Genomic DNA, 19,916 nt, shown 5'->3' on the forward strand with positions numbered 1-19,916 from the left:
TGGTCCGCAATAAGGGTCGTCGGATTCCGCGAGCATGATTATATGAGGGACAAACGAGTTCCCCAATGCGCTTTCCGCCCGCCTTTCTCGATGAGATACGCGACCGTGTGCCGATTTCATCGGTCATCGGCCAGCGCGTCGCATGGGACAGGAAGAAGACCAACGCCTCGCGCGGCGACTATTGGGCCTGTTGTCCGTTCCATGGCGAAAAGAGCCCCTCCTTCCACTGCGAGGACAAGAAGGGCCGCTATCACTGTTTCGGCTGTTCGGTGTCGGGCGATCATTTCAAGTTCCTGACCGAGCTCGACGGATTAAGCTTTCCCGAAGCGGTCGAGAAGATCGCCGACATGGCCGGCGTGCCGATGCCGGTGCGCGACGAGCGGGAAGAACAGCGTGAGAAGGAACGCGCCAGTCTGACCGACGTCATGGAGATGGCGACTGCCTTCTTCCAGGAGCGGCTGCAAGGACCGGAGGGTGCAAAAGCCCGCGCCTATCTCAGGGATCGCGGGCTGACGCCGGCGACGCAGCAATCGTTCCGGCTGGGCTTTGCGCCCGACAGCCGCAATGCGCTGAAGGAACATCTTGCCGCCAAGGGTGTGCCCAAGGCCGACATCGAGGCCTGCGGGCTGGTGCGTCATGGCGACGACATCCCGGTCTCCTATGACTGGTTCCGCGATCGCATCATGTTCCCGATCCCGGATTCGCGCGGCAAGATCATCGCCTTTGGCGGCCGCGCACTGGCGCCCGATGCGCTGGCCAAATACATGAATTCGCCCGACACGGAGCTCTTCCACAAGGGCAACGTGCTCTACAATTTCGCCCGCGCCCGCAAAGCGCTGGCGAAAGGCGGCACGGTGATTGCCGTCGAAGGCTATATGGACGTGATTGCGCTGGCGCAGGCCGGCTTCGAGAATGCCGTGGCGCCGCTCGGCACCGCGCTCACCGAAAACCAACTCGAACTTCTGTGGCGCATGGCGCCTGAGCCGATGCTGTGCTTCGACGGCGACCAGGCCGGGCTGAAGGCGGCGTGGCGGGCCGCGGATCTCGCGCTGCCGTCGGTGCAGGCCGGGCGGTCGGTGCGCTTTGCGCTGTTGCCGGAGGGCAAGGATCCCGACGATCTGGTCAAGGCAGAAGGGCCGGACGCGTTTCGTGCCGTGCTGGCGGAAGCGCGGCCTCTCGCTGATTTGTTGTGGATGCGTGAGACATCCGGTGGCGTCTTCGACACGCCGGAGCGGCGGGCGGGGCTGACAAAGACGCTGCGCGAACTGACCAGCCGCATCCGCGATGAGAGCCAGCGCTACCACTACCAGCAGTGGATGCGCGAGCGGGAGCTGACCTTCTTCAGCGCCCAGCGCGAAGTGCGGCAAGGTCGCCAGGACTGGAAACCGGGGCAGGGCAAAACGCCCGCACCCGGCGGACAGTTCGCCAAAGGCAGCGGGGCAGGCGCGCGCGCCGCGATCACCGAAAGCCTCGGCCGCTCCGCCATGGTCAAACGCGGTGGCGAGATGATGTCGGTGCGCGAGGCGACGATCATCGTAGCCCTCGTCAACCATCCGGCGCTGATCGACGAGAACTTCGCCCATGTCGAGTTCCTCGATCTCGCCAACACCGATCTGCAGCGGCTGCACGCCGCCATCCTCGATGCGATGGCGCACGACATGGCCAATGACCGTAGCGCGGTGATCGCCACCATCGAACGTGCCGGCTGCAGCGATATCTGGGGGCGCGCCGTGGCGCTCATCCAACGGGCCAGGCAATGGCCCGCGCTGGAAACCGCAGCGCTTGACGATGCCCGCGACGCCTTCAACCAGGCGCTGCACTTGCAGCGCAGCGCGCGCACCTTACATAAGGAGCTGAAACAGGCGGAAGCAGCGCTCGCCAGCGATCCCACTGACGAAAACTACCGGCACCTCATCGAGATTCAGGCGCAATTCCGTGATGTACAAGCAACGGAAGCGCTGATCGAAGGCTTCGGTGTGTCCTCGGGCAGGGGTGGGCGCGTGTAGGTCGAAACCTGCGCAAGAATGGATGATGTACGTGCTGCGCGTCGAATCGACACCTCTAAGTCGGGTAATTGATTCGCTTTTTTGATGCGAATCATGCGAGAGGCGCTTGACCTTCTGGCAGAATGACGGAATCAGGACGATTCGAAACCTTAACCCGCGCCGGCGTCGATGGAAATGCACTGACGCGAGGTGCTGATCACTGGACAGGCTGTCAGCCTGCCACAGATATCAGGGTTAATCTGGACTTAATGCATATCGCCCAAAAGTGAAAACCGGTTTTGGGGGCACGATATGAACAAACAAAAGAGTTGATTCGGTTACCGGCCCGGTTAAGCGCCACCAGCGCATGTAGTTTGACCGGTGCGGCAGCTACGCGGCTTCGATGCTCGGCCGCTAGGAGAAGATAAAGACTATGGCGACAAAGGAAAAGGAAGAGGTCGAGACCGAACGTGAAGGCGCCACCGATGGCCCTCTGCTCGACCTTTCCGATGATGCTGTCAAGAAGATGATCAAGGCCGCCAAGAAGCGCGGCTATGTGACTCTCGACGAACTGAACGCGGTGCTGCCGTCGGAAGAGACCGATCCGGATCGCATCGAAGACATCAATGCGATGCTGTCCGACATGGGCATCAACGTGGTCGAGGACGACGATCAGAGCGAGGAGCCCGAGGCCGCCGACAGCAATGCCGACGCCGAGGAAGACGCCAACGAGCTGGCCGAGCAGACCGGCACCGCCGTCGCCGCCACGACCACCAAGAAAGAGCCGACCGACCGCACCGATGACCCGGTGCGCATGTATCTGCGCGAGATGGGCTCGGTCGAGCTCCTGTCGCGCGAGGGCGAAATCGCGATCGCCAAGCGCATCGAGGCCGGCCGCGAGACGATGATCGCGGGTCTCTGCGAAAGCCCGCTGACCTTCCAGGCCATTATCATCTGGCGTGACGAGCTCAACGAATCCAAGATCCTGCTGCGCGAGATCATCGACCTCGAAGCCACCTATGCGGGCCCCGAAGCCAAGCAGGCGCCGGTGGTCGAGCGCATCGAGGAGGCGCCCAAGGCCGAGGACAAGCCGAGGCGTGGACGCGACGAGGAAGACGACATCACCAATGTCGGCGCCGACACGCGCGGCCTGGTCGATGACGACGAGGAAGACGAGGACGAGGCGAGCCTGTCGCTGGCGGCGATGGAAGCGGAATTGCGCCCGCAGGTGATGGAGACGCTCGACGTCATCGCCGACACCTACAAGAAGCTGCGCAAGCTGCAGGACCAGCAGGTCGAAAACCGTCTGGCCGCGACCGGCACGCTGTCGCCCAGCCAGGACCGCCGCCTGAAGGAGCTGAAGGACCAGCTGATCAAGGCGGTGAAGTCGCTGTCGCTCAATACGGCGCGCATCGAGGCGCTGGTCGAGCAGCTTTACGACATCAACAAGCGCCTGGTGCAGAACGAAGGCAAGCTGCTGCGCCTAGCCGAAAGCTATGGCGTGCGCCGCGAGGAGTTCCTCAAGGAATATCAGGGCTCCGAGCTCGACCCGAACTGGACGCGCTCGATCGGCAACCTGACCTCGCGCGGCTGGAAGGAATTCACCAAGAACGAGAAGGACGCGATCAAGGATCTGCGTTCGGAAATCCAGAACCTCGCCACCGAGACGGCGATCTCGATCCTGGAATTCCGCAAGATCGTCAACCAGGTGCAGAAGGGCGAGCGCGAAGCCGCTATCGCCAAGAAGGAAATGGTCGAGGCCAACCTGCGCCTCGTCATTTCCATCGCCAAGAAATACACCAATCGCGGCCTGCAGTTCCTCGACCTGATCCAGGAAGGCAATATCGGCTTGATGAAGGCGGTCGACAAATTCGAATACCGCCGCGGCTACAAGTTCTCGACCTATGCGACATGGTGGATCCGGCAGGCGATCACGCGTTCGATCGCCGACCAGGCGCGCACCATCCGCATCCCGGTGCACATGATCGAAACGATCAACAAGATCGTGCGCACGTCGCGCCAGATGCTGCATGAAATCGGCCGCGAGCCGACGCCGGAGGAACTGGCAGAAAAGCTCGCAATGCCGCTCGAAAAAGTGCGCAAGGTCTTGAAGATCGCCAAGGAGCCGATCTCGCTCGAAACCCCTGTGGGTGACGAAGAGGATTCGCATCTGGGCGATTTCATCGAGGACAAGATGGCGATCCTGCCGATCGATGCGGCGATCCAAGCCAATCTGCGCGAGACCACCACGCGGGTGCTCGCCTCGCTGACGCCGCGCGAGGAGCGGGTGCTGCGCATGCGCTTCGGCATCGGCATGAACACCGACCACACGCTGGAAGAAGTCGGCCAGCAGTTCTCGGTGACGCGCGAGCGTATCCGCCAGATCGAAGCCAAGGCGCTGCGCAAGCTCAAGCACCCGAGCCGGAGCCGCAAGCTGAGGAGCTTCCTCGACAGCTGATACCGGCAACAGACCAGCATTCGAAAAGGGCGCCGATGGCGCCCTTTTCGTTGCCGGGTGAAGGCTCTTGTCGCCCATCTCCGTCGGGAGGATACTTGCCTGGTCGGATGCATGTTCTGGGCGAAAAACCGGATGTCCGCCCCGGCTGATGTCCTCAGCCGTGCTCCGTGGCGCCGGAGGGAGGTGTGTGATGACAACCTACATCCTGCTGATGAACTGGACGGAACAGGGCGCCAGAAATATCCGAGAGTCGCCGAAGCGGCTCGATGCCGCCAAGAAGCAACTGGCCGACATGGGCGGCTCGTTCAAGGCGTTTTACCTGACTATGGGCGAATATGACATGGTGGCGATTATCGAGGCGCCCGACGATGCTGTGCTTGCTCGTTTCGCCCTGATGCTGGCAACGGGTGGCAGCGTCAAGACGCGAACGCTCAAGGCTTTCCCGGAATTTGCCTATCGCGAGATCGTCACTTCGCTTGGATAGCGCTGGGCGCGGGTCCGTGCGGCTCGGCGTCATATTGCGGGGCCGTGCCGTCAGGGCGATAGTCGCGCCATGTCCAAGCCTGCGCTGACCGTCTGGTACAACACACGCTGCCCGGTTTGCGATGGCGGCATCACCCGGCAGAAACGGCGGCTGATCGAGGCGATCAAGGCCGGGCGGATCGAATTCCGCGACATCAACCTCGAACCGGCGGCGCTCTCTGGCTACAGCGCCTCGCTGGAGGACATACGCCGCCGGCTGCATGCCACCGATGCCGAAGGCAGGCTGCTGGTCGGCGCCGATGTCGCGGTTGCCGTCTGGCGGGCGACGCCGGGCGAGGGCTGGCTGGCGACGCTCTTCGGCAATCCGGTCGCGCTGCCGCTGACGCGCTTGGCCTATGATCGTTTCGCCGATCTTCTCTATGCCTGGAACCGGCGCAAGGGCCGCTGGTAGCGAGGCAAGGCCCGAAGAATCTGCGGGCCTTACCGTCATGGGCGTTACCGGGACGCCGGCTCGCAAAGCCAGCCGACAATGCGGCGCACCGCCGGCAGCACCATGAGCAACGTTGGGAACGCTACCAGCCAGGACAGGCCCCAGGCAGTGAGCCAGACAGCCGGCAAATCAGGTTGCAGTCCAAGGCTTTTCAGCGTCGATATGAACGAGACTATGAAGGTCATCAGCAGCGACAGCACCAGCGGACTGACGATCGCGGCATAGCGCGCCGGCAGCTTGCCGCGCTTACGGGTCGTGGTCATTTTTGGATTTTCCTGAAACATCCGGTCCGTCGCATTTGGCATCCATTGCGCCGGGTTTCCGGCGGAACTGCCCGGAAAGACCGGGGTGGATGCGTTGCTTGACGTCAGACGCTTACGGAGAGGTTTTGGCCCTCACGCGCTTTCTAGCTGCCGGCGGCGGCGAAATCAACCTTCTGGCGCCGCCTTTAGATACATCGTAAGATATATCTTGACTCGTCGGCGGGGCAAGCCTAATTAAGATGTATCGTAAGATATAACTCAAGGAGCAATTCATGCACAGACATCATCCCTTTGGCGAGCGCGCCGAGCGCGCATTCCTGCACATGGCAGGCAAATTTGGTGGAAGAGGGGGCAGCGGCTTTGGTCCGTTCGGCCACGGCGGACGTGGCGGTGGACGCGGCGGCCCGGGCGACATGTTTCGCGCCGGGCGCATGCTGGCCGACGGCGATCTCAAGCTGATCACGCTGTCGCTGCTGGCCGAGGCGCCTCGCCACGGCTACGACATCATCAAGGCGCTGGAAGAGCGCACCAGCGGCATCTACAGCCCGAGCCCGGGCGTCGTCTATCCGACGCTGACCTTCCTGGAAGAGGCCGGCTATGCGGCTTCAGCCGCCGACGGCAACAAGAAGGTGTTTTCGATCACCGAGGCGGGGCAGGCGCATCTCGCCGAGAACCGCGAGATGATCGACGGCGTGCTCGAGCATCTGGAGCGCTTCGGCCGCAAGATGGCGAAAGCGCGGGACTGGTTCGGCTGGAACGACGACGGCGAGGAAGGCGGACGGCGCGGTGGACGGGGTCGCTCGGAAGCCCGCGACGAGTTCCGCGCCGTGCGCCACCGGCTGCGTGCCGCGCTCGGCGATCTCGTCGACGCGCCGGCTGAAAAGCAGGCCGAGGCGATTGCAGTCCTGGAAGCCGCCGCTGAAGCCCTAGAAGCGCTATCGCGCGGTTGACCCCGGGCGAGAACCCTTGCCCGTTCGACTGAGGAACGGTACTGAAAATCATCCTGCACCGCGAGACGTGGTGCAGGATGATTGCCGTTGGAGGAAGCCCCATGTCTTTTCTGAAACGTCTTTTCGGTGGTGGCGGCGGTGAGGCGGGCGAGCCCAAGAGCGCAGCACCGGCAAAGCAGGTTGAGCACAAGGGATTTTTGATCAGCGCCACGCCCTACAAGGCGGAGGGGGGCCAATACCAGACCTGCGGCGTGGTTTCGAAGGAAGTCGACGGCGTGATGAAGGAACACAAATTCATCCGCGCCGATCGCTTTGCCGGACTGGACGACGCCGTCGACATCTCGATCAAGAAGGGCATGCAGTTGGTCGACGAGCAAGGCGAGAGGATGTTCGGGTAAGGGCCGAACTGGTCGAGGCGCCGAACATAGGTTTTGCGCCGGTCATCCGTCGCCAGAATCTCGAATAACGGCAGTGGGCCGCAAGCAGAAAGTATCGACAATTGAGCGTAGCGTTTGCCAAGGAGGAAAGCGCCGAGGCAGCATCGGAAACCATCCTGCCGGCTCGCCCTGTCTCGGATCGGGTCAACCTTGTCACGGAAGCGGGCCTCAAGACGCTGCAGGTTGAATTGGCTCGCGCCCAGCAAGCTCTCGAGGCCGCTAGCGTGCTGGAAGATGTCAATGAGCGGCGACGCCAGTCAGCGATTCCGGTTCGAGATATGCGTTACTATGCCGAGCGCGTGCGTACGGCTCAGCTTATGCCGGTGCCCACCTCTAATGAGGTGATCGCCTTCGGGCACACCGTTACCTTCAAGCGTGATGATGGCCGCACTCAGACCTTCCGCATCGTCGGAGAGGATGAGGCCAACCCGTCTGAAGCTTCCATATCGCATGGTTCGCCGGTTGCCATCGCGCTGACCGGAAAAACCGTTGGCGACTTTGTCCAACTAGGGCCGCGCGAACTTGAGATCCTGTCCATTTCCTAGGACGCAGGTATGATGCGCGACCGAGGCCGGTGCACCTTGAGACGTGATCAGATGCCCGCAATTGCCAAAAGCCAAGCCAGGATGTCGAGCAGCAGAAAAACCAGCGCAATCTGCAACGCCAGCCGGAGCCGCTGGATAATTCGCCAGTTGCCGGCCATGTCCGCCTTGATCCGAAGGGCAAGCGCGCGGCGCATGGCCGACATTGTCGTCGGCCTGTCGCCGTCGACATATTGATCAAGCAGATCTTCCGGATCGAAGCGGAATGTATATTGGTGATAGGGCCAAAGCATGAAGACGATCAGCCCGCCGATGCCGAACAACAGGGCCACTGCGGTCCAATCCCAAAGCCCAAGCCCGTTGGAAAGCGCCGCACCGCCGAGTAGCGAGTTGGCAAATGCGGTGGCAAAGACAAGGCTGCCGGCGGGTGCTCATGTTCTCCACAAGCGTCTGCTGTTGAGTGAGACCTCTCACCGCCTCCTGATAGATGAACGCGAGACGCGGATCGTCGTCGGCAACAGCGCTTGCGACAATTCCGTTGTTCTCTCCTCCACTCGGACATTCGGCCATAAGTTGCCTCTCTGTTTTGACAGGGATGCACGAGTCTAGCCCGATCCGTCGGTGCAAAAACAGATTGGCCGTGGACCAACGGCAAATCCGATGGCGATGCCGGGGGCTTCCAAACCTATGAGGGCCAGCTGATGAACGGGCAAGAATAGTTGGCAGCCATCGAAAACCCCGCCACGAACACCACGCCATCTGCCGGTGTACCCTGCTCTCGGCCCCGGACAGCAAGAAGGCAGGCACCGAAGCGCCTGCCTTTTCAATGCGAATGACGGGGTGTGCTTACGCGGCGATTTGCGCGCTCGCGGTCTTGGCCACGACGGCATCGACCTTGGCGGTCGCCTTGGCAAGTGCGGCGGTGACGGCATCAGGGCCCATGCCGACGCCTTCGATGCGGATGACGTCGACATCGGTCATGCCGAGAAAGCCGAGCACGCCGCGCAGATAGGGGATCGCGTGATCGAACTGCACGGCCGCACCTTCGGAATAGATGCCGCCCGAGGCGAGTACGATATAGACCTTCTTGCCGGTGACGAGGCCCTTGGGACCACCCTCGCCATAAGAGAAGCTCTTGCCGGAGCGGGAGATGTGATCGACCCAGGACTTCAGGGTCGAGGAGATGTTGAAGTTGATGAAGCCGGTGGCCAGGATCACGGTGTCGGCTGCGAACAGTTCGTCAAGCACGATGTCGGAGACGCCGACGACTTCCGCCTGGCGCGGCGTGCGGGCTTCAACGGGGGTGTAGATGCCGGTTGCATAATCGGTGTCGATATGCGGCAGCGGGTTGGCCACGAGGTCGCGTACGACGAGCGTATTCGACGGGTCGGCGGCGACGAGCTTTTCAGCGAATTCGGTAGCGATACGGGTCGAGTGCGAGGCAGCGCCGCGCGGGCTCGAGGTTACAAGCAGGATAGACATAGCGGTTCTCTCAAGTGGGAATTGATTTCTCCCGCTTGATATGGACCTACCGACCCATTCAAAAAACTGGTATATTATCTATATGATCCATCCATAAAGTAGGTATGCCGTGCAGCCCAATCCGACGCTCGACCAATTGCAGATCCTGGTTGCGGTCGCCGACACCGGCAGCTTCTCAGCCGCCGGCCGCAAGCTTAACCGCGCGCAGTCCGTCATCAGCTACGGCATCGCCAATCTAGAAGCGCAGCTTGGCCTGAAACTGTTCGAGCGCGAGGGCACGCGCGAGCCGCAGCTGACCGAAATCGGCCGGGCGATGCTGGAGGACGCCCGGCGCATGGTCGGCGTGCTGCAGCGCATGCGTTCGCGTGTCGACGGTCACCATCAGGGGCTGGAGGCTGAAGTTGCGCTATCGGTTGACGCGGCGCTGCCCTCGCCAGTGCTGGTGCGGGTGCTGAAGGCATTCGAGGCGCAGTTCCCGACCGTGATGATGCGACTGCATATCGGCACGCTCGGTCTGATCCCCGACCATGTCGTCAGCGGGCAGTCGGATCTTGGCATCGGTGGCCTGCTGGGCGAGGTCGACGTGCATCTCGTGCGCATCGGCTTCATGTCGATCGTGCTGGCTGCCGCCCCCACCCACCCTCTGGCACTGCTGCCGAAACCGGTGGCGCTCGAGGATGCGCGCGAGCACACCCAGCTGGTTGTCACCGACCAGTCGGAACGCACCAAGGGACGCGACTTCGGCGTCTTTGCCTATCGTACATGGCGGCTGACAGATGTGCGTATCAAGCATACGTTGATGCGCGAGGGGCTGGGCTGGGGCGTGTTGCCGCGCTGGCTGATCGCGGACGATTTGGCCAGCGGCAGGCTGGTCGAACTCGACCTTGAACCTTTTAGCGAGGTGCGCTCATCGCTCTATGCCATGCACCGCGCCGACCGCAGCCCGAAACCGGCGGCGGCCTGGCTGATCGACCAGTTCAAACGCCAGCTCGGCTGCTTCAACGAGTTCGACCCGGACGACCTGCCTGAGGATGAGCCGGAGACAGCCCATCGATCAGAGCAATGAGCACGGCGCGATAGTCTTCGGCCGAGGCGCCGGCCTCGACGGCAAGTGCTGCGCGGTCGAAGGCAGCGGCGAGCAAAGCGGTCAGCGCATCGGCCGGCAGTCTGGTCATCGACTGTTCGCGCATTGCCGCAACCAGGCCTTCGCGCAGCGACCGGTTGCCGTGGCGATTGTCGATCGCATCCATGGCGGCGCGGCCAAGCACGGCCGGCCCGTCGAGCAGCAAAAGCCGCGTCCGGCCGGGCGCGCGCATGGCGGCGAGATAGGCGTCCGAGCCGGCAATCAGCGCATTACGGGCAAACAAAGAAGGCGGCGAGGCGCGCTCGATCTCTTGCGCCACCGCCGCCGCCTCCTGCTCGACCACGGCGGCAAACAGCGCCTGCTTGTCGGCAAAGTGGTGATAGAGCGCGCCGCGGGTGACGCCGGCGGCCGCAACGATCTCCGGCGTGCCGGTCTCGGCATAGGACTTTTCGATGAACAGTTTGCGCGCCGCAGCGATCAGGTCGGCGCGCGTCGCTTCGGTGCGGTCGCGGTTGGAGCGGCGCGGGGTTTCTCGTTGCATACATGCAGCCTGTATGTTATTTCGAATTACATGCAAACTGTATGTTGGCTGACGGGAGAAAGAAAGATGAAGACGACGAGCTATTATCCGGTGCTGATGACGGGCGACGTAGCCGGCACAAAAGCCTTCTATATCAATCACTTCGGCTTCAAGCCGCTGTTTGCGAGCGACTGGTATGTGCATCTGCAGTCTGCCGAGGATCGCCGGGTCAATCTCGGTATCGTCCAGGGCGACCACGAGACGATCCCCGAGGGGGGCGCGGCCGCACATCGGGGCTGCTGATCAATTTCGACGTGAGGGATCCTGATGCTGTCTATGAACGGATCGTTGCGGCCGGCCTGCCGATCCTGTGCCCGCTGCGCGACGAACTCTTCGGCCAGCGCCATTTCATCACCAGGGATCCCAATGGCGTGCTGATCGACGTCATCAAGCCGATCCCGCTCAGCCCGGAATTTCAGGCGCAATTCGCGGCGGGCGCGGCGGGCGCCTGAACAATGGCAGCAAATGTCGGCAGCGGCTCCGGCCGCTGTGGCCGGACCCGCACCATGCGGTCTATGTTGGTGATGTTGAAGCTGGGCCTGCCGCATGCGTGACATCTGCCTTGTTCGTGCGCCATCCAATCTCGGCCTTCGGCCCTTGGAGCCGGGCCATGTGCCCGGCACCTGGCGTGCGCCGCAGGCGCTGAGCGAAGCTGGTTTGATCGAGTCGCTGGCGCCGGGGCGGGTGGTCGATCTCGACAGACCCGCCTACAGTACCGAACCGCAACCGGGCACTAGGCTGCGTAATGGTCCGGCGATCCGCTGCTTCAACCTCGATCTTGCCGAGATCGTCACCGGTGCGCTTGGGCAAGGCGAGTTCCCGCTGATCATCGGCGGCGACTGCTCGATCCTGCTTGGCGCACTGGTCGCCGCGCGGCGCTCGGGCGCGGTCGCCCTGGTCCATGTCGATGGCCACAGCGATTTCCGCCATCCCGGCAACTACGATGTCAATGCCTCACTCGGCTCGGCTGCCGGCATGGATCTGGCACTTGCCACCGGACGCGGCGAGGCTTTGCTGGCGCAATGGCCAGGTGTTGTCGGTCCGCTCGTCGCCGACGAGGCGGTGGTTCAGATCGGCGAACGCGAGAGCCGCGATGCTGATTTTGCCTGGCCCGACATCAATGCGACCGCCGTGACGCGCATCGACGTCTTTGCCGCGCAGGAACTCGGCGCGGCTGGAGTGTTGCAAAAGACAAGAGCGACGCTGGCGCGCGCCGACTGTCCCTACTGGCTGCATCTCGATGTCGATGTGCTCGACCAGACGGTGATGCCGGCGGTGGATTCGCCCGGCAGCCCCGGCATCGACCCCGATGAACTCGTTGCCATTCTGTCGGCGCTGGCAGCGGACCAGCGCTGCACCGGCTTGGACATGACGATCTACGATCCCGACCTCGACCCGACTGGTGACCTTGCGCGACTGCTGGTGTCGCTGCTCGGGCGGGTGCTCTAGCTTCGATAAAGGCTCAGCTCGCCCTTGCTACCGGCGTCACCGTCACCTGGCTGACGCCGGTGCGGCGCACCACTGTGCACAGCGTCTCGCGGCCGATGCGTTCGGCGTCGAGCATGCGCACGAGGTCGTCGACGCCGGTGACCGGGCGACCGTCTATCGCCGCGATGATGTCGCCTTCCCTGAGGCCGGCCTTCGCCGCGGGTCCGTCTTTCTCGACGCTGCGCAGCCGCACCGCAGTACTGTGGTCACCTGCGACAGGAGCGCTGCGCGGCGCGGCAAACTGGTGGTGTCGGCCGAGATGCCGATGAAGGCGCGCCGCACGCGGCCGAAGCGGATGATCTCCGAAATGACGAAGTTGGCGGTGTTGGAAGCGACCGCAAAGGCGATGCCTTGCGCGCCGTGGATCATGGCGGTGTTGACGCCGATGACTTCGCCTGCCGACGACACCAGCGGTCCGCCGGAATTGCCGGGATTGAGCGCGGCATCGGTCTGGATGACATCGTCGATCAGCCGCCCGGTCGAGGCGCGCATCGAACGGCCAAGTGCGGAGACCACGCCTGACGTTACGGTCCATTCGAAGCCGAGCGGATTGCCGATGGCAATGGCGATCTGGCCGCGCCGCAGCCGCTTGGAATCGCCGAGCGGCGCGACTTCGGTGAAGCTGCCATCGGCGCGCACCAGCGCGATGTCGGTGTCAGGGTCGCGGCCTAGCACGCGGCCTTCGCTGGAGGCGCCGTCGGGCATAGAGACGCGCACCGTTTTGGCATCGCCAACGACATGGAAATTGGTAACGACCAGCCCGTCCGGCGCGATGACGAAGCCGGAGCCATGGCCACCTTGGCCACCGACGCGCTCGATGCGGCAGACGGCTGGGCCGATCCGGTCGACGGCGTCCGCGACTGTCGTCGAATAGGCGTCGAGCAGTGTGTCGTCGGTTTCGAATTTGTGGGCGGCGAGGGCCATTGGCGGGGCTCCGTGTTTTCAGGCGCGATGATGACTATATGTGCGGAGCGGCTCGAACTGCCGCGACCTGACCAGATGGCCAGTCACACCAACTAGCCGTCAGACGAGTACCTCCGGGCGCACTGCCGAGCGATATCTGGGGCATGAGAAAACCCAGGAGATCATCATGAGTGACTTCAACCTTAATGCATTTTCCGACGCCATCGCCGATCTCGCCGCCAAGGCTGCGCCGGCAACGGCAAGTTTCACCACCGATCACCATCGCACCGCCAGCGCCTTCCACTGGCGTGACGGCTATTTCGTCACCGCCGAGGAAGCTGTCGAGGCCGGTGAGGAGATCGAATTGACATTGGCTTCGGGCGAAGCGGTGAAGGCCGAACTGGTCGGTCGCGATCCGTCGACCGGCGTAGCGCTTCTGAAGCCGGCCGGCGCGGCCGCGGCGCCTGCGCTCGCCAAGGCGGATGGGGTGCGGCCGGGCAACGTCGCCATCGCTGTCGGCAGCAGTCAGGGCTCGGCGCTGGCTGTCTCGGGCTCGGTCGGCGAGGTCGGCCCCGCCTGGCGCTCGATGCGCGGCGGCACCATCGATCGGCGCATCAATCTCGCCGTCAATGCCGGCGGCCGTTTCGAGGGCGGGCCGGTGCTTGACGCCAAGGGCGCGCTGATCGGCATGCTGCTGTTTGGGCCACATGGTCGTGCGCTGGTCATGCCTTATGAGACGATCGAGCGGGCCGTGGCGACGCTGCGTGAAAAGGGCCATGTCGCGCGCGGCTATCTCGGCGCCGGCCTGCACCCGATCCGTGACGGCGCGGCGCGCGGCGCCATGGTCATGAGCCTCGACGACAATGGTCCGGCCAAGGCCGCCGGCCTTGCGCTGGGCGACATCATCGTGGCGTGGAATGGCGAGGCCGTGCACGGCCCGCGCGAACTGATCCGAAAGCTTGGGCCGGATAGCGCGGGCGCTGCGGTGACGCTCGGCGTGGTGCGCGGCGGCGAGCAGCGCGACGTCGCGCTGACCGTCGGTGAAAAACCGCTGAGCTGAGAGGGCCGATGGAAAGCGACACGCTGACAAGGCCGGAGGCGGGTGGGCCGGAGGTGGGTGGGCCGGAGGTGGCGGGCGGCGGACGCCAGCTCGTGGTGCTGATCGCGCTGCACGATGCCGCGCGTGCCGAGCGCCTGTCAGCTTCGCTTGCCATGGCGGACGATCTGCTTCCGGTCGTAGCCGGCAGCGGGATTGCCGACGTCGCTGTCTTCGATGACGCTGTTGCGAACAGTGCGGCCTGGCTCGATCGAGCCGATGGTGGCAACAGCGCAATCCCACGGGTGCTGCTATCCGCGAGCGCTGGCCGGCCGGAAAACCGGGTGCTTGCCGTGCTGCCTTTGGCGTCGGATGCGAATCTGATCGCGGCTGCCGTCAGACTGGCGGCGGCCGGCTACCGGGTGTCCAGGGATGGGCGTTCGACGCCCGCTCGCCACGACGATTTCGATGGCGCCGCCAACGGCGGAAGCCATAGCGGGCTGTTCGGCGAGGAGCCGTTGGACGATGGCGCTACCGCCCGTCCGGCGCTGTCGCCGCGCGAGGCCGAAGTGCTGGCGCTGCTGGCCGAAGGCGCGCCCAACAAGGTGATCGCGCGGCGGCTGAACATCTCCGTGCACACGGCAAAGTTCCACGTCGCCGCGATCCTGATCAAGCTGGGTGCTGCGAACCGCACGGATGCCATCGCGATCGCGATGCGGCAGGGCCTGGTGCTGGTCTAACCCCCTTTTCCGTTTGAGCCTACGTTGCGTAACCCGTTGCAGGCTGCCGAGGCCTTGCGCAGTGCATTGCCGCCGCGCAATGGTTCGCGTCAGTGATGTAGCAAGGGAGGTGCCAAGACATGTCGCTCAAGGGAAAGACGCTGTTCATCTCCGGCGGGTCGCGCGGCATCGGGCTGGCGATAGCGTTGCGGGCGGCGCGCGACGGCGCCAATGTGACGATCGCGGCCAAGACCGCCGAGCCGCATCCGAAGCTGCCGGGCACGATCTACTCGGCAGCTGAGGAGATCGAGCAGGCCGGCGGCAAGGCGCTGCCTGTTTTGTGCGACATCCGCGAGGAGGCGCAGGTGGCCGAGGCGGTTGCCAAGACCGTCGAAAAGTTCGGCGGCATCGATATCTGCGTCAACAATGCCAGCGCCATCCAGCTCACCGGCACGCTGGAGACCGACATGAAGCGCTACGATCTGATGCACCAGATCAACACGCGCGGCACTTTCCTGGTGTCGAAAATGTGCGTTCCCCACCTGAAGTTGGCTGAGAATCCTCACATTCTGAATCTGGCACCGCCGCTCGATATGAAGGCCAAATGGTTCAAGAACCACGTCGCCTACACCATGGCCAAGTTCGGCATGTCGATGTGCACGCTGGGAATGAGCGCCGAGTTTGCCAAGGACGGCATCGCGGTCAATTCGCTGTGGCCGATCTCGACCATCGACACGGCTGCGGTGCGCAATCTGCTCGGTGGCGCGACGGTCGCGGCGATGAGCCGCTTGCCCGACATCATGGCCGATGCCGCACACGCCATCTTCCTGCGGCCATCGCGCGAGACATCAGGCAATTTCTACATTGATGAAGAGGTGCTGCGGGCCGAGGGCGTGACCGATTTCGCGGCCTACGCGCCGGGCGCGACCGGGCCGCTGGCCGGAGACTTTTTCGTGCCGGACGCGGTATTTGCCAATTCGCCGACGAACGTCAAAAGCATCTACTGACGGAAATCACGGGCCGACGGCGTTGCTTCCTCATCCACCCGCCGGCGTTGTTCGAAAGACCAAGCAATTGGCTTTTCGCCCGCTGTGCGGACCAGCCTCACCTCCCCATGAATGGGGAGAAAAAGGGGTTCATCACTCCTCGCCCTTCTTGCCTTTGCTCAGTCCCATCAGCCGGTCGATATAGGCCAGCATCAGCGCCGAGACGACGAAAGCGAGGTGGATGATGGTCAGCCACATCAGCTGGTCGATCATATAGGAAGACGAATTCAGGAACACCTGCAGCAGGTGGATCGAGGAAATAGCGACGATGGTCGAGGCGACCTTGACCTTCAGCGAACCGACATCGATCGTACCCAGCCAGTGCACGCCGCCATCCTGGTCGTCGAAGCGGCTGACGAAATTCTCGTAGCCGGAGATGATCACCATCACCACCAGCGAGGCGACAAGTGCGGCGTCGATGAGGCCGAGCATCTTCAGGATGGTGTCGGTGTCGTCGAGTGTGAAGGCGACCATGACGAACTCGTAGAGTTTTTTGCCGAAGGACAGCGCATAGACGGCGAGCGCTAGGGCCAGCCCGATGTAGAAAACCACCAGCAGCCAGCGTGAGGCGAGGATGATCGATTCGATGGCGAGTTCGAGACGTTTCATGCAGCGGTTCCGGTCAGCTTTCTGAGGTCGACTGGGGTATTTCGATCAGCTTGCCGCAGTTTGCAAGGCAAATTGCGACGCAAAAAAACCCCGCCGGGAGGGCCGGCGGGGTTCAATGCATCCCGCTGGAGTCGGGACGGGGCAGGGAACGCCCAGGCTTGAATCTGGGGAGGGCGGCCGCTCTATTCAATGAGCCGGTTCTAATACCAGTACAATTCTTGCTGAACCGGGATTGCTGTCCGCAGCTCGACCCATCCCGATCTGCCGGGATGGGTCCTTGTTGTCGATCTGATTCCAGAAAGCTGCTCAAGCCATTGGAAAGCAGATCAATTGTTACTCGCCACCGGTGCCACCAGCGAGGTGATGCGACGGATGCCGACACGGCGGTTCTCGCGGTTGGGCGCCGTGGTGTTGACCTTCAGGTATTCCTCGCCATAGCCCTGAGTGGTCAGGTTTTCCGGCGGGATCCCGAAGGCATTGGTCAGCGCTTCGGCGACAGACTCAGCGCGCCGGTCGGACAGAGCAAGGTTTGCTTCCGGCGTGCCAACCGCATCGGTGTGGCCTTCGATCAGGAAGGTTTCGGCCGGGTTCTTCTTCAACAGTTTCTCCATGGCCGTGGCGACGCCTTCCAGTTTCTGCACTTCGGTGTCGGATATCGAGGCCGAGCCGAACTCGAAGTTCAATGTATCGAGGTCGACGCGACGGGCAATGTCGCGCACGCGCGCCGAACGCTTCACTTCGTCGATGGAATAGAGGCGCTGGACCTTCTCCACCGGCGGTTGTTCGAGGAACTCGTAATAATCGTCCGGGCTTTCGACATCTTCCGAATCGAGGATGTACTCGCGGCGCGGGATGGTGAGCCGCATCGGCGGCAGGTCGTCACCGGGATCGCGCCAGTCATTGTCGTCGTCATAGCTGCGCTCGTCGACATAGCTCAGCACATATTCGTGCCCATCCGGCGTGATGCGCGATCGCCTGATGACGTCGCCATTGCGGTTGCGGATGGTGACGATCTGGATGCCATTGTCGCGCTCGACGATTTCCCGAGAGCGATCGCCCGACAGTTCCTCATAGTAAACATTCCTGGCGCCGCGGTGCATGCGCGGAGCGTCATTGCTTTCCACGATCGTCTGGTTGTTGAACTGCAGGATGACGCGGTCGCCGAGTTCCTTGACGACGTCGACGCCTTTCGGACGCCGGCGGTCGCGGACGTTCTCATCGGGTGCACGCTCGACGCGTTTGCCTTTTTCCTCCGTCACCGGGGCGATCTTTTCTGGCTGAATTGCCTGCTGAGCCGACTTGTCGTCGGTGGGCGGCGGTCCCTGGTCGACCGGAGCCGGCTTCGGGGCTTGCGCCTCGGTGCCGCCCTGCGCGGGGTGCTCGCCCGTCTGCCCCCCAGCATTCTGGCCGTTCCCATTTTGGCCCTCGCCATTCTGGCTGTTGCCGCCCCGGTCCTTGCGGTGCTTGCGCCTGGCATCCTTCTGGCTGTCCAGAATGGGTGCTTCGTCGGGGTTGGCCGTGGCTTCGCCCTGCGCCGGCGTCTCACCTTGCGCGGGCTGCTCGGCATTGGCCGGTTGCTCCGCAGGCTGTTGTTCACCGGTCGCAGGCTGCTGTTCGCCCGTCACCGGCTGTTCGCTGACAGTTTTTTTGCCGTGCTTTTTCGCCTGATCCTTCGGCTGTTCACCTTCGGCGGGAGCCGCTTGCTGATCGGCCGGGGGCTGAATCGGCTCGGCCTGCGGCGCGGGCTCTCCGGCAGGCGCAACTTTGACGTCTGGCGCTTTGTCGGCAGGCGCGGCCTCAATCTGCTGATCCTGCTTGCGCTTTTTCTTGCCCGACTTGTTGTCGTTTGCCGGCGCCACCTGTTCGGTGGGCGCTGCCTGCTCGGCAGGCTGCTGGGCCGGCTGTTCAGCGGGCGCCGCTTCGATCTGCTGTTGGTCGCGCTTCTTCTTGCGTGGCTTTAGCGGCTGTTCTTCATTTGCCGGAGCTACCTGTTCGGCCGGTTGTTCAGCCGGTGCTGCCTCGATCTGCTGCTGGTCACGCTTCTTCTTGCGTGGCTTGAGCGGCTGCTCATCGGTCGCCGGCGCTGCCTGGGCGCCGCCCTCATCCGCAGGCGCCGCCTCGATCTGCTGCTGTTGATTGCGCTTCTTTTTGCGCGGCTGCTGTTCCTCGGCGGCAGGTGCGGCCTGTTCGGCCGGGGCCTGCTCGGTCTGCTGCTGATCCCGCTTCTTCCTGCGCGGCTGTTGTTCCTCGGCGGCAGGGGCGGGTTGCTCTGCAGCCGGTGCAGGCTGCTCGGCGGCCGGCGCTGCCTGTTCGGCCTGCTGGCGTTTCTTTTTGCGCGGCAGTTCCTGGTCGGTCTGCTGACCATCTGCAGCAGGGTCGTCCTGGACCAGGATCAGTGGCGCGGCCGTGTGCTGCAAGGGGCCGAAAACGGCGTTGCCGTGCAACGGGGATGCGCCCAACGGCGCGGATGCCATAAGCAGGCCAAGTGCCGTACCTGCCAGTACCCGTGGTTGGCGTTTCATCTTAAATTCTCCTTGTGGGGTCCCATCCCTGCCCAAACTGTCCTTGACCGGATTGGTTCCGGTTTGCAGGCATTACCCGCACCCAAGGACGATTGACCGGCGTTTTGAAGGCAACTTCATGTTTTTCCTATGGTGCGGCCGGAATTTGAAGTCACACAACAGCTTGACCTTGCCGCATGCGGAGGCCACATCTCAGCCCATAATGGAAACGCCGTTCTGGAAGACCAAGACGCTGGAAGCGATGACGCCCACCGAGTGGGAATCGCTGTGCGACGGCTGCGGCAAGTGCTGCCTGTCTAAACTCGAGGACGAGGATACCGGCGAGATCTACTGGACATCAGTCGGCTGCCGGCTGTTCGATGGGCAAAGCTGCCGCTGTTCGGACTATGCCAACCGGCTGGCGCGCGTGCCGGACTGTGTCGGGCTGACGCCGCAGAATGTGCGCACCATCACCTGGCTGCCGAAAACCTGCGCCTACCGGCTGGTTGCCGAGGGGCACGACCTCTACTGGTGGCACAGGCTGGTGTCGGGAAGTGCCGAGACCGTTCATGATGCCGGCATCTCCATGCGCGGCCGCGTCCGCGCCAGTGAGACCGATCTGGCCGAGCCGGACGACTATTTCGACTATATGCTCGACGACGAGCCCTGAGCATTCTGGAACGGACCTTGCCATAGGGCGTTCTGCGCCATTGGACGTTTTTGACGGTCAGGATCGTTTGCAGCGGTGGAAGGGGCGGTTGCTTTCAACCTGTCGGGCAGATTAACCGAAAATGAACGGCCGGTTCGCGAAGAGTTCAGATTGCAAGGAGCATTCTCCCCCCATCGGTTCGACCAAGACG

At 63.2% G+C, this 19,916-nt stretch carries 19 protein-coding genes and 2 pseudogenes; 14 read left to right on the plus strand and 7 right to left on the minus strand.

The window, feature by feature from the left end:
• Positions 1–65 precede the first annotated feature (65 nt).
• From dnaG to NKI15_RS07200, 4 genes are all read left to right on the plus strand, one after another.
• Complete coding sequence (gene dnaG, locus NKI15_RS07185) at positions 66–2,006, plus strand: DNA primase (RefSeq protein WP_023683795.1); 1,941 nt, start codon at positions 66–68, stop codon at positions 2,004–2,006.
• A gap of 412 nt (positions 2,007–2,418) precedes the next feature.
• Complete coding sequence (rpoD, locus tag NKI15_RS07190) at positions 2,419–4,443, plus strand: RNA polymerase sigma factor RpoD (RefSeq protein ID WP_023672446.1); 2,025 nt, start codon at positions 2,419–2,421, stop codon at positions 4,441–4,443.
• 190 nt (positions 4,444–4,633) lie between these two features.
• Positions 4,634–4,927, plus strand: coding sequence for a GYD domain-containing protein (locus NKI15_RS07195; RefSeq protein ID WP_023672447.1), 294 nt, complete (start codon positions 4,634–4,636; stop codon positions 4,925–4,927).
• A 69-nt stretch (positions 4,928–4,996) separates the two neighbouring features.
• Positions 4,997–5,377, plus strand: coding sequence for a thiol-disulfide oxidoreductase DCC family protein (locus NKI15_RS07200; protein WP_023697082.1), 381 nt, complete (start codon positions 4,997–4,999; stop codon positions 5,375–5,377).
• A gap of 44 nt (positions 5,378–5,421) precedes the next feature.
• Here the strand turns inward: NKI15_RS07200 and NKI15_RS07205 are convergent, their stop codons facing one another.
• A complete protein-coding gene (locus NKI15_RS07205) occupies positions 5,422–5,679 on the minus strand; it encodes a DUF2798 domain-containing protein (RefSeq protein WP_023672449.1) in 258 nt (85 codons plus the stop codon).
• Between the two features lie 272 nt (positions 5,680–5,951).
• Between NKI15_RS07205 and NKI15_RS07210 the strand changes: the two genes are divergently transcribed.
• From NKI15_RS07210 to greA, 3 genes are all read left to right on the plus strand, one after another.
• On the plus strand, positions 5,952–6,629 hold the full coding sequence (locus NKI15_RS07210; RefSeq protein WP_023683798.1) for a PadR family transcriptional regulator: 678 nt from the start codon (positions 5,952–5,954) through the stop codon (positions 6,627–6,629).
• 101 nt (positions 6,630–6,730) lie between these two features.
• Positions 6,731–7,027, plus strand: coding sequence for an HlyU family transcriptional regulator (locus tag NKI15_RS07215; protein ID WP_023691516.1), 297 nt, complete (start codon positions 6,731–6,733; stop codon positions 7,025–7,027).
• A 101-nt stretch (positions 7,028–7,128) separates the two neighbouring features.
• The gene (gene greA / locus NKI15_RS07220; protein ID WP_023749972.1) at positions 7,129–7,611 is read left to right on the plus strand and encodes a transcription elongation factor GreA; all 483 of its coding nucleotides are present in this window, start codon (positions 7,129–7,131) and stop codon (positions 7,609–7,611) included.
• A 47-nt stretch (positions 7,612–7,658) separates the two neighbouring features.
• Here the strand turns inward: greA and NKI15_RS07225 are convergent, their stop codons facing one another.
• Together NKI15_RS07225 and NKI15_RS07230 are read right to left on the minus strand one after the other, a co-directional pair.
• Entirely contained in the window at positions 7,659–7,940 is a 282-nt protein-coding gene (locus NKI15_RS07225; protein WP_352536693.1) for a hypothetical protein, read from the minus strand.
• 514 nt (positions 7,941–8,454) lie between these two features.
• Positions 8,455–9,090 carry an FMN-dependent NADH-azoreductase gene (locus NKI15_RS07230; RefSeq protein WP_023689756.1) on the minus strand — a complete coding sequence of 212 codons (636 nt, stop codon included), beginning with the start codon at positions 9,088–9,090 and terminating at the stop codon, positions 8,455–8,457.
• Positions 9,091–9,199: 109 nt separating this feature from the next.
• On the opposite strand from NKI15_RS07230, the gene NKI15_RS07235 reads away from it, so the two are divergent.
• Positions 9,200–10,156 (plus strand): LysR family transcriptional regulator, encoded by a 957-nt coding sequence (locus NKI15_RS07235; protein WP_352885950.1) that lies wholly within the window; start codon positions 9,200–9,202, stop codon positions 10,154–10,156.
• Here NKI15_RS07235 and NKI15_RS07240 read toward each other — a convergent pair.
• The gene (locus NKI15_RS07240) at positions 10,089–10,715 is read right to left on the minus strand and encodes a TetR/AcrR family transcriptional regulator (protein ID WP_023751192.1); all 627 of its coding nucleotides are present in this window, start codon (positions 10,713–10,715) and stop codon (positions 10,089–10,091) included. The genes NKI15_RS07235 and NKI15_RS07240 overlap by 68 nt on opposite strands.
• 66 nt (positions 10,716–10,781) lie before the next feature.
• Between NKI15_RS07240 and NKI15_RS07245 the strand changes: the two are divergent.
• A pseudogene (locus NKI15_RS07245) lies at positions 10,782–11,206 on the plus strand (VOC family protein).
• Between the two features lie 94 nt (positions 11,207–11,300).
• A complete protein-coding gene (locus tag NKI15_RS07250) occupies positions 11,301–12,203 on the plus strand; it encodes an arginase family protein (protein WP_352673148.1) in 903 nt (300 codons plus the stop codon).
• A 13-nt stretch (positions 12,204–12,216) separates the two neighbouring features.
• Here NKI15_RS07250 and NKI15_RS07255 read toward each other — a convergent pair.
• Positions 12,217–13,166, minus strand: a pseudogene (locus tag NKI15_RS07255) (S1C family serine protease).
• A gap of 166 nt (positions 13,167–13,332) precedes the next feature.
• Here NKI15_RS07255 and NKI15_RS07260 point away from each other — a divergent pair.
• The 3 genes from NKI15_RS07260 (at position 13,333) to NKI15_RS07270 (ending at position 15,907) form a co-directional block, all read left to right on the plus strand.
• Positions 13,333–14,205 carry a S1C family serine protease gene (locus tag NKI15_RS07260; RefSeq protein WP_352536698.1) on the plus strand — a complete coding sequence of 291 codons (873 nt, stop codon included), beginning with the start codon at positions 13,333–13,335 and terminating at the stop codon, positions 14,203–14,205.
• Positions 14,206–14,213: 8 nt separating this feature from the next.
• Positions 14,214–14,921 carry a helix-turn-helix transcriptional regulator gene (locus NKI15_RS07265; protein ID WP_352536699.1) on the plus strand — a complete coding sequence of 236 codons (708 nt, stop codon included), beginning with the start codon at positions 14,214–14,216 and terminating at the stop codon, positions 14,919–14,921.
• A gap of 119 nt (positions 14,922–15,040) precedes the next feature.
• Positions 15,041–15,907 carry an SDR family oxidoreductase gene (locus NKI15_RS07270; RefSeq protein ID WP_352513906.1) on the plus strand — a complete coding sequence of 289 codons (867 nt, stop codon included), beginning with the start codon at positions 15,041–15,043 and terminating at the stop codon, positions 15,905–15,907.
• 132 nt (positions 15,908–16,039) lie between these two features.
• Here NKI15_RS07270 and NKI15_RS07275 read toward each other — a convergent pair whose 3' ends face one another.
• Both NKI15_RS07275 and NKI15_RS07280 read right to left on the minus strand, forming a co-directional pair.
• The gene (locus NKI15_RS07275) at positions 16,040–16,555 is read right to left on the minus strand and encodes a TIGR00645 family protein (RefSeq protein ID WP_023741128.1); all 516 of its coding nucleotides are present in this window, start codon (positions 16,553–16,555) and stop codon (positions 16,040–16,042) included.
• 326 nt (positions 16,556–16,881) lie between these two features.
• Positions 16,882–19,077 carry an OmpA family protein gene (locus NKI15_RS07280; protein WP_352513905.1) on the minus strand — a complete coding sequence of 732 codons (2,196 nt, stop codon included), beginning with the start codon at positions 19,075–19,077 and terminating at the stop codon, positions 16,882–16,884.
• 202 nt (positions 19,078–19,279) lie between these two features.
• Between NKI15_RS07280 and NKI15_RS07285 the strand changes: the two genes are divergently transcribed.
• On the plus strand, positions 19,280–19,726 hold the full coding sequence (locus NKI15_RS07285) for a YcgN family cysteine cluster protein (protein ID WP_023672465.1): 447 nt from the start codon (positions 19,280–19,282) through the stop codon (positions 19,724–19,726).
• The last annotated feature ends 190 nt before the right edge of the window (positions 19,727–19,916 follow it).

The sequence above is a fragment of the Mesorhizobium sp. M0862 genome (assembly GCF_040319795.1).
GTDB lineage: Bacteria > Pseudomonadota > Alphaproteobacteria > Rhizobiales > Rhizobiaceae > Mesorhizobium.

Coding starts and splice junctions, on each gene's coding strand:
- NKI15_RS07285 (WP_023672465.1), top strand. CDS start 19,280: ATGGAAACGCCGTTCTGGAAGACCAAGACGCTGGAAGCGATGACGCCC.
- NKI15_RS07210 (WP_023683798.1), top strand. CDS start 5,952: ATGCACAGACATCATCCCTTTGGCGAGCGCGCCGAGCGCGCATTCCTG.
- NKI15_RS07240 (WP_023751192.1), bottom strand. CDS start 10,715: ATGCAACGAGAAACCCCGCGCCGCTCCAACCGCGACCGCACCGAAGCG.
- NKI15_RS07215 (WP_023691516.1), top strand. CDS start 6,731: ATGTCTTTTCTGAAACGTCTTTTCGGTGGTGGCGGCGGTGAGGCGGGC.
- NKI15_RS07195 (WP_023672447.1), top strand. CDS start 4,634: ATGACAACCTACATCCTGCTGATGAACTGGACGGAACAGGGCGCCAGA.
- NKI15_RS07275 (WP_023741128.1), bottom strand. CDS start 16,555: ATGAAACGTCTCGAACTCGCCATCGAATCGATCATCCTCGCCTCACGC.
- rpoD (WP_023672446.1), top strand. CDS start 2,419: ATGGCGACAAAGGAAAAGGAAGAGGTCGAGACCGAACGTGAAGGCGCC.
- NKI15_RS07270 (WP_352513906.1), top strand. CDS start 15,041: ATGTCGCTCAAGGGAAAGACGCTGTTCATCTCCGGCGGGTCGCGCGGC.
- NKI15_RS07280 (WP_352513905.1), bottom strand. CDS start 19,077: ATGAAACGCCAACCACGGGTACTGGCAGGTACGGCACTTGGCCTGCTT.
- NKI15_RS07205 (WP_023672449.1), bottom strand. CDS start 5,679: ATGACCACGACCCGTAAGCGCGGCAAGCTGCCGGCGCGCTATGCCGCG.
- NKI15_RS07260 (WP_352536698.1), top strand. CDS start 13,333: ATGAGTGACTTCAACCTTAATGCATTTTCCGACGCCATCGCCGATCTC.
- NKI15_RS07250 (WP_352673148.1), top strand. CDS start 11,301: ATGCGTGACATCTGCCTTGTTCGTGCGCCATCCAATCTCGGCCTTCGG.
- dnaG (WP_023683795.1), top strand. CDS start 66: ATGCGCTTTCCGCCCGCCTTTCTCGATGAGATACGCGACCGTGTGCCG.
- NKI15_RS07230 (WP_023689756.1), bottom strand. CDS start 9,090: ATGTCTATCCTGCTTGTAACCTCGAGCCCGCGCGGCGCTGCCTCGCAC.
- NKI15_RS07265 (WP_352536699.1), top strand. CDS start 14,214: ATGGAAAGCGACACGCTGACAAGGCCGGAGGCGGGTGGGCCGGAGGTG.
- NKI15_RS07200 (WP_023697082.1), top strand. CDS start 4,997: ATGTCCAAGCCTGCGCTGACCGTCTGGTACAACACACGCTGCCCGGTT.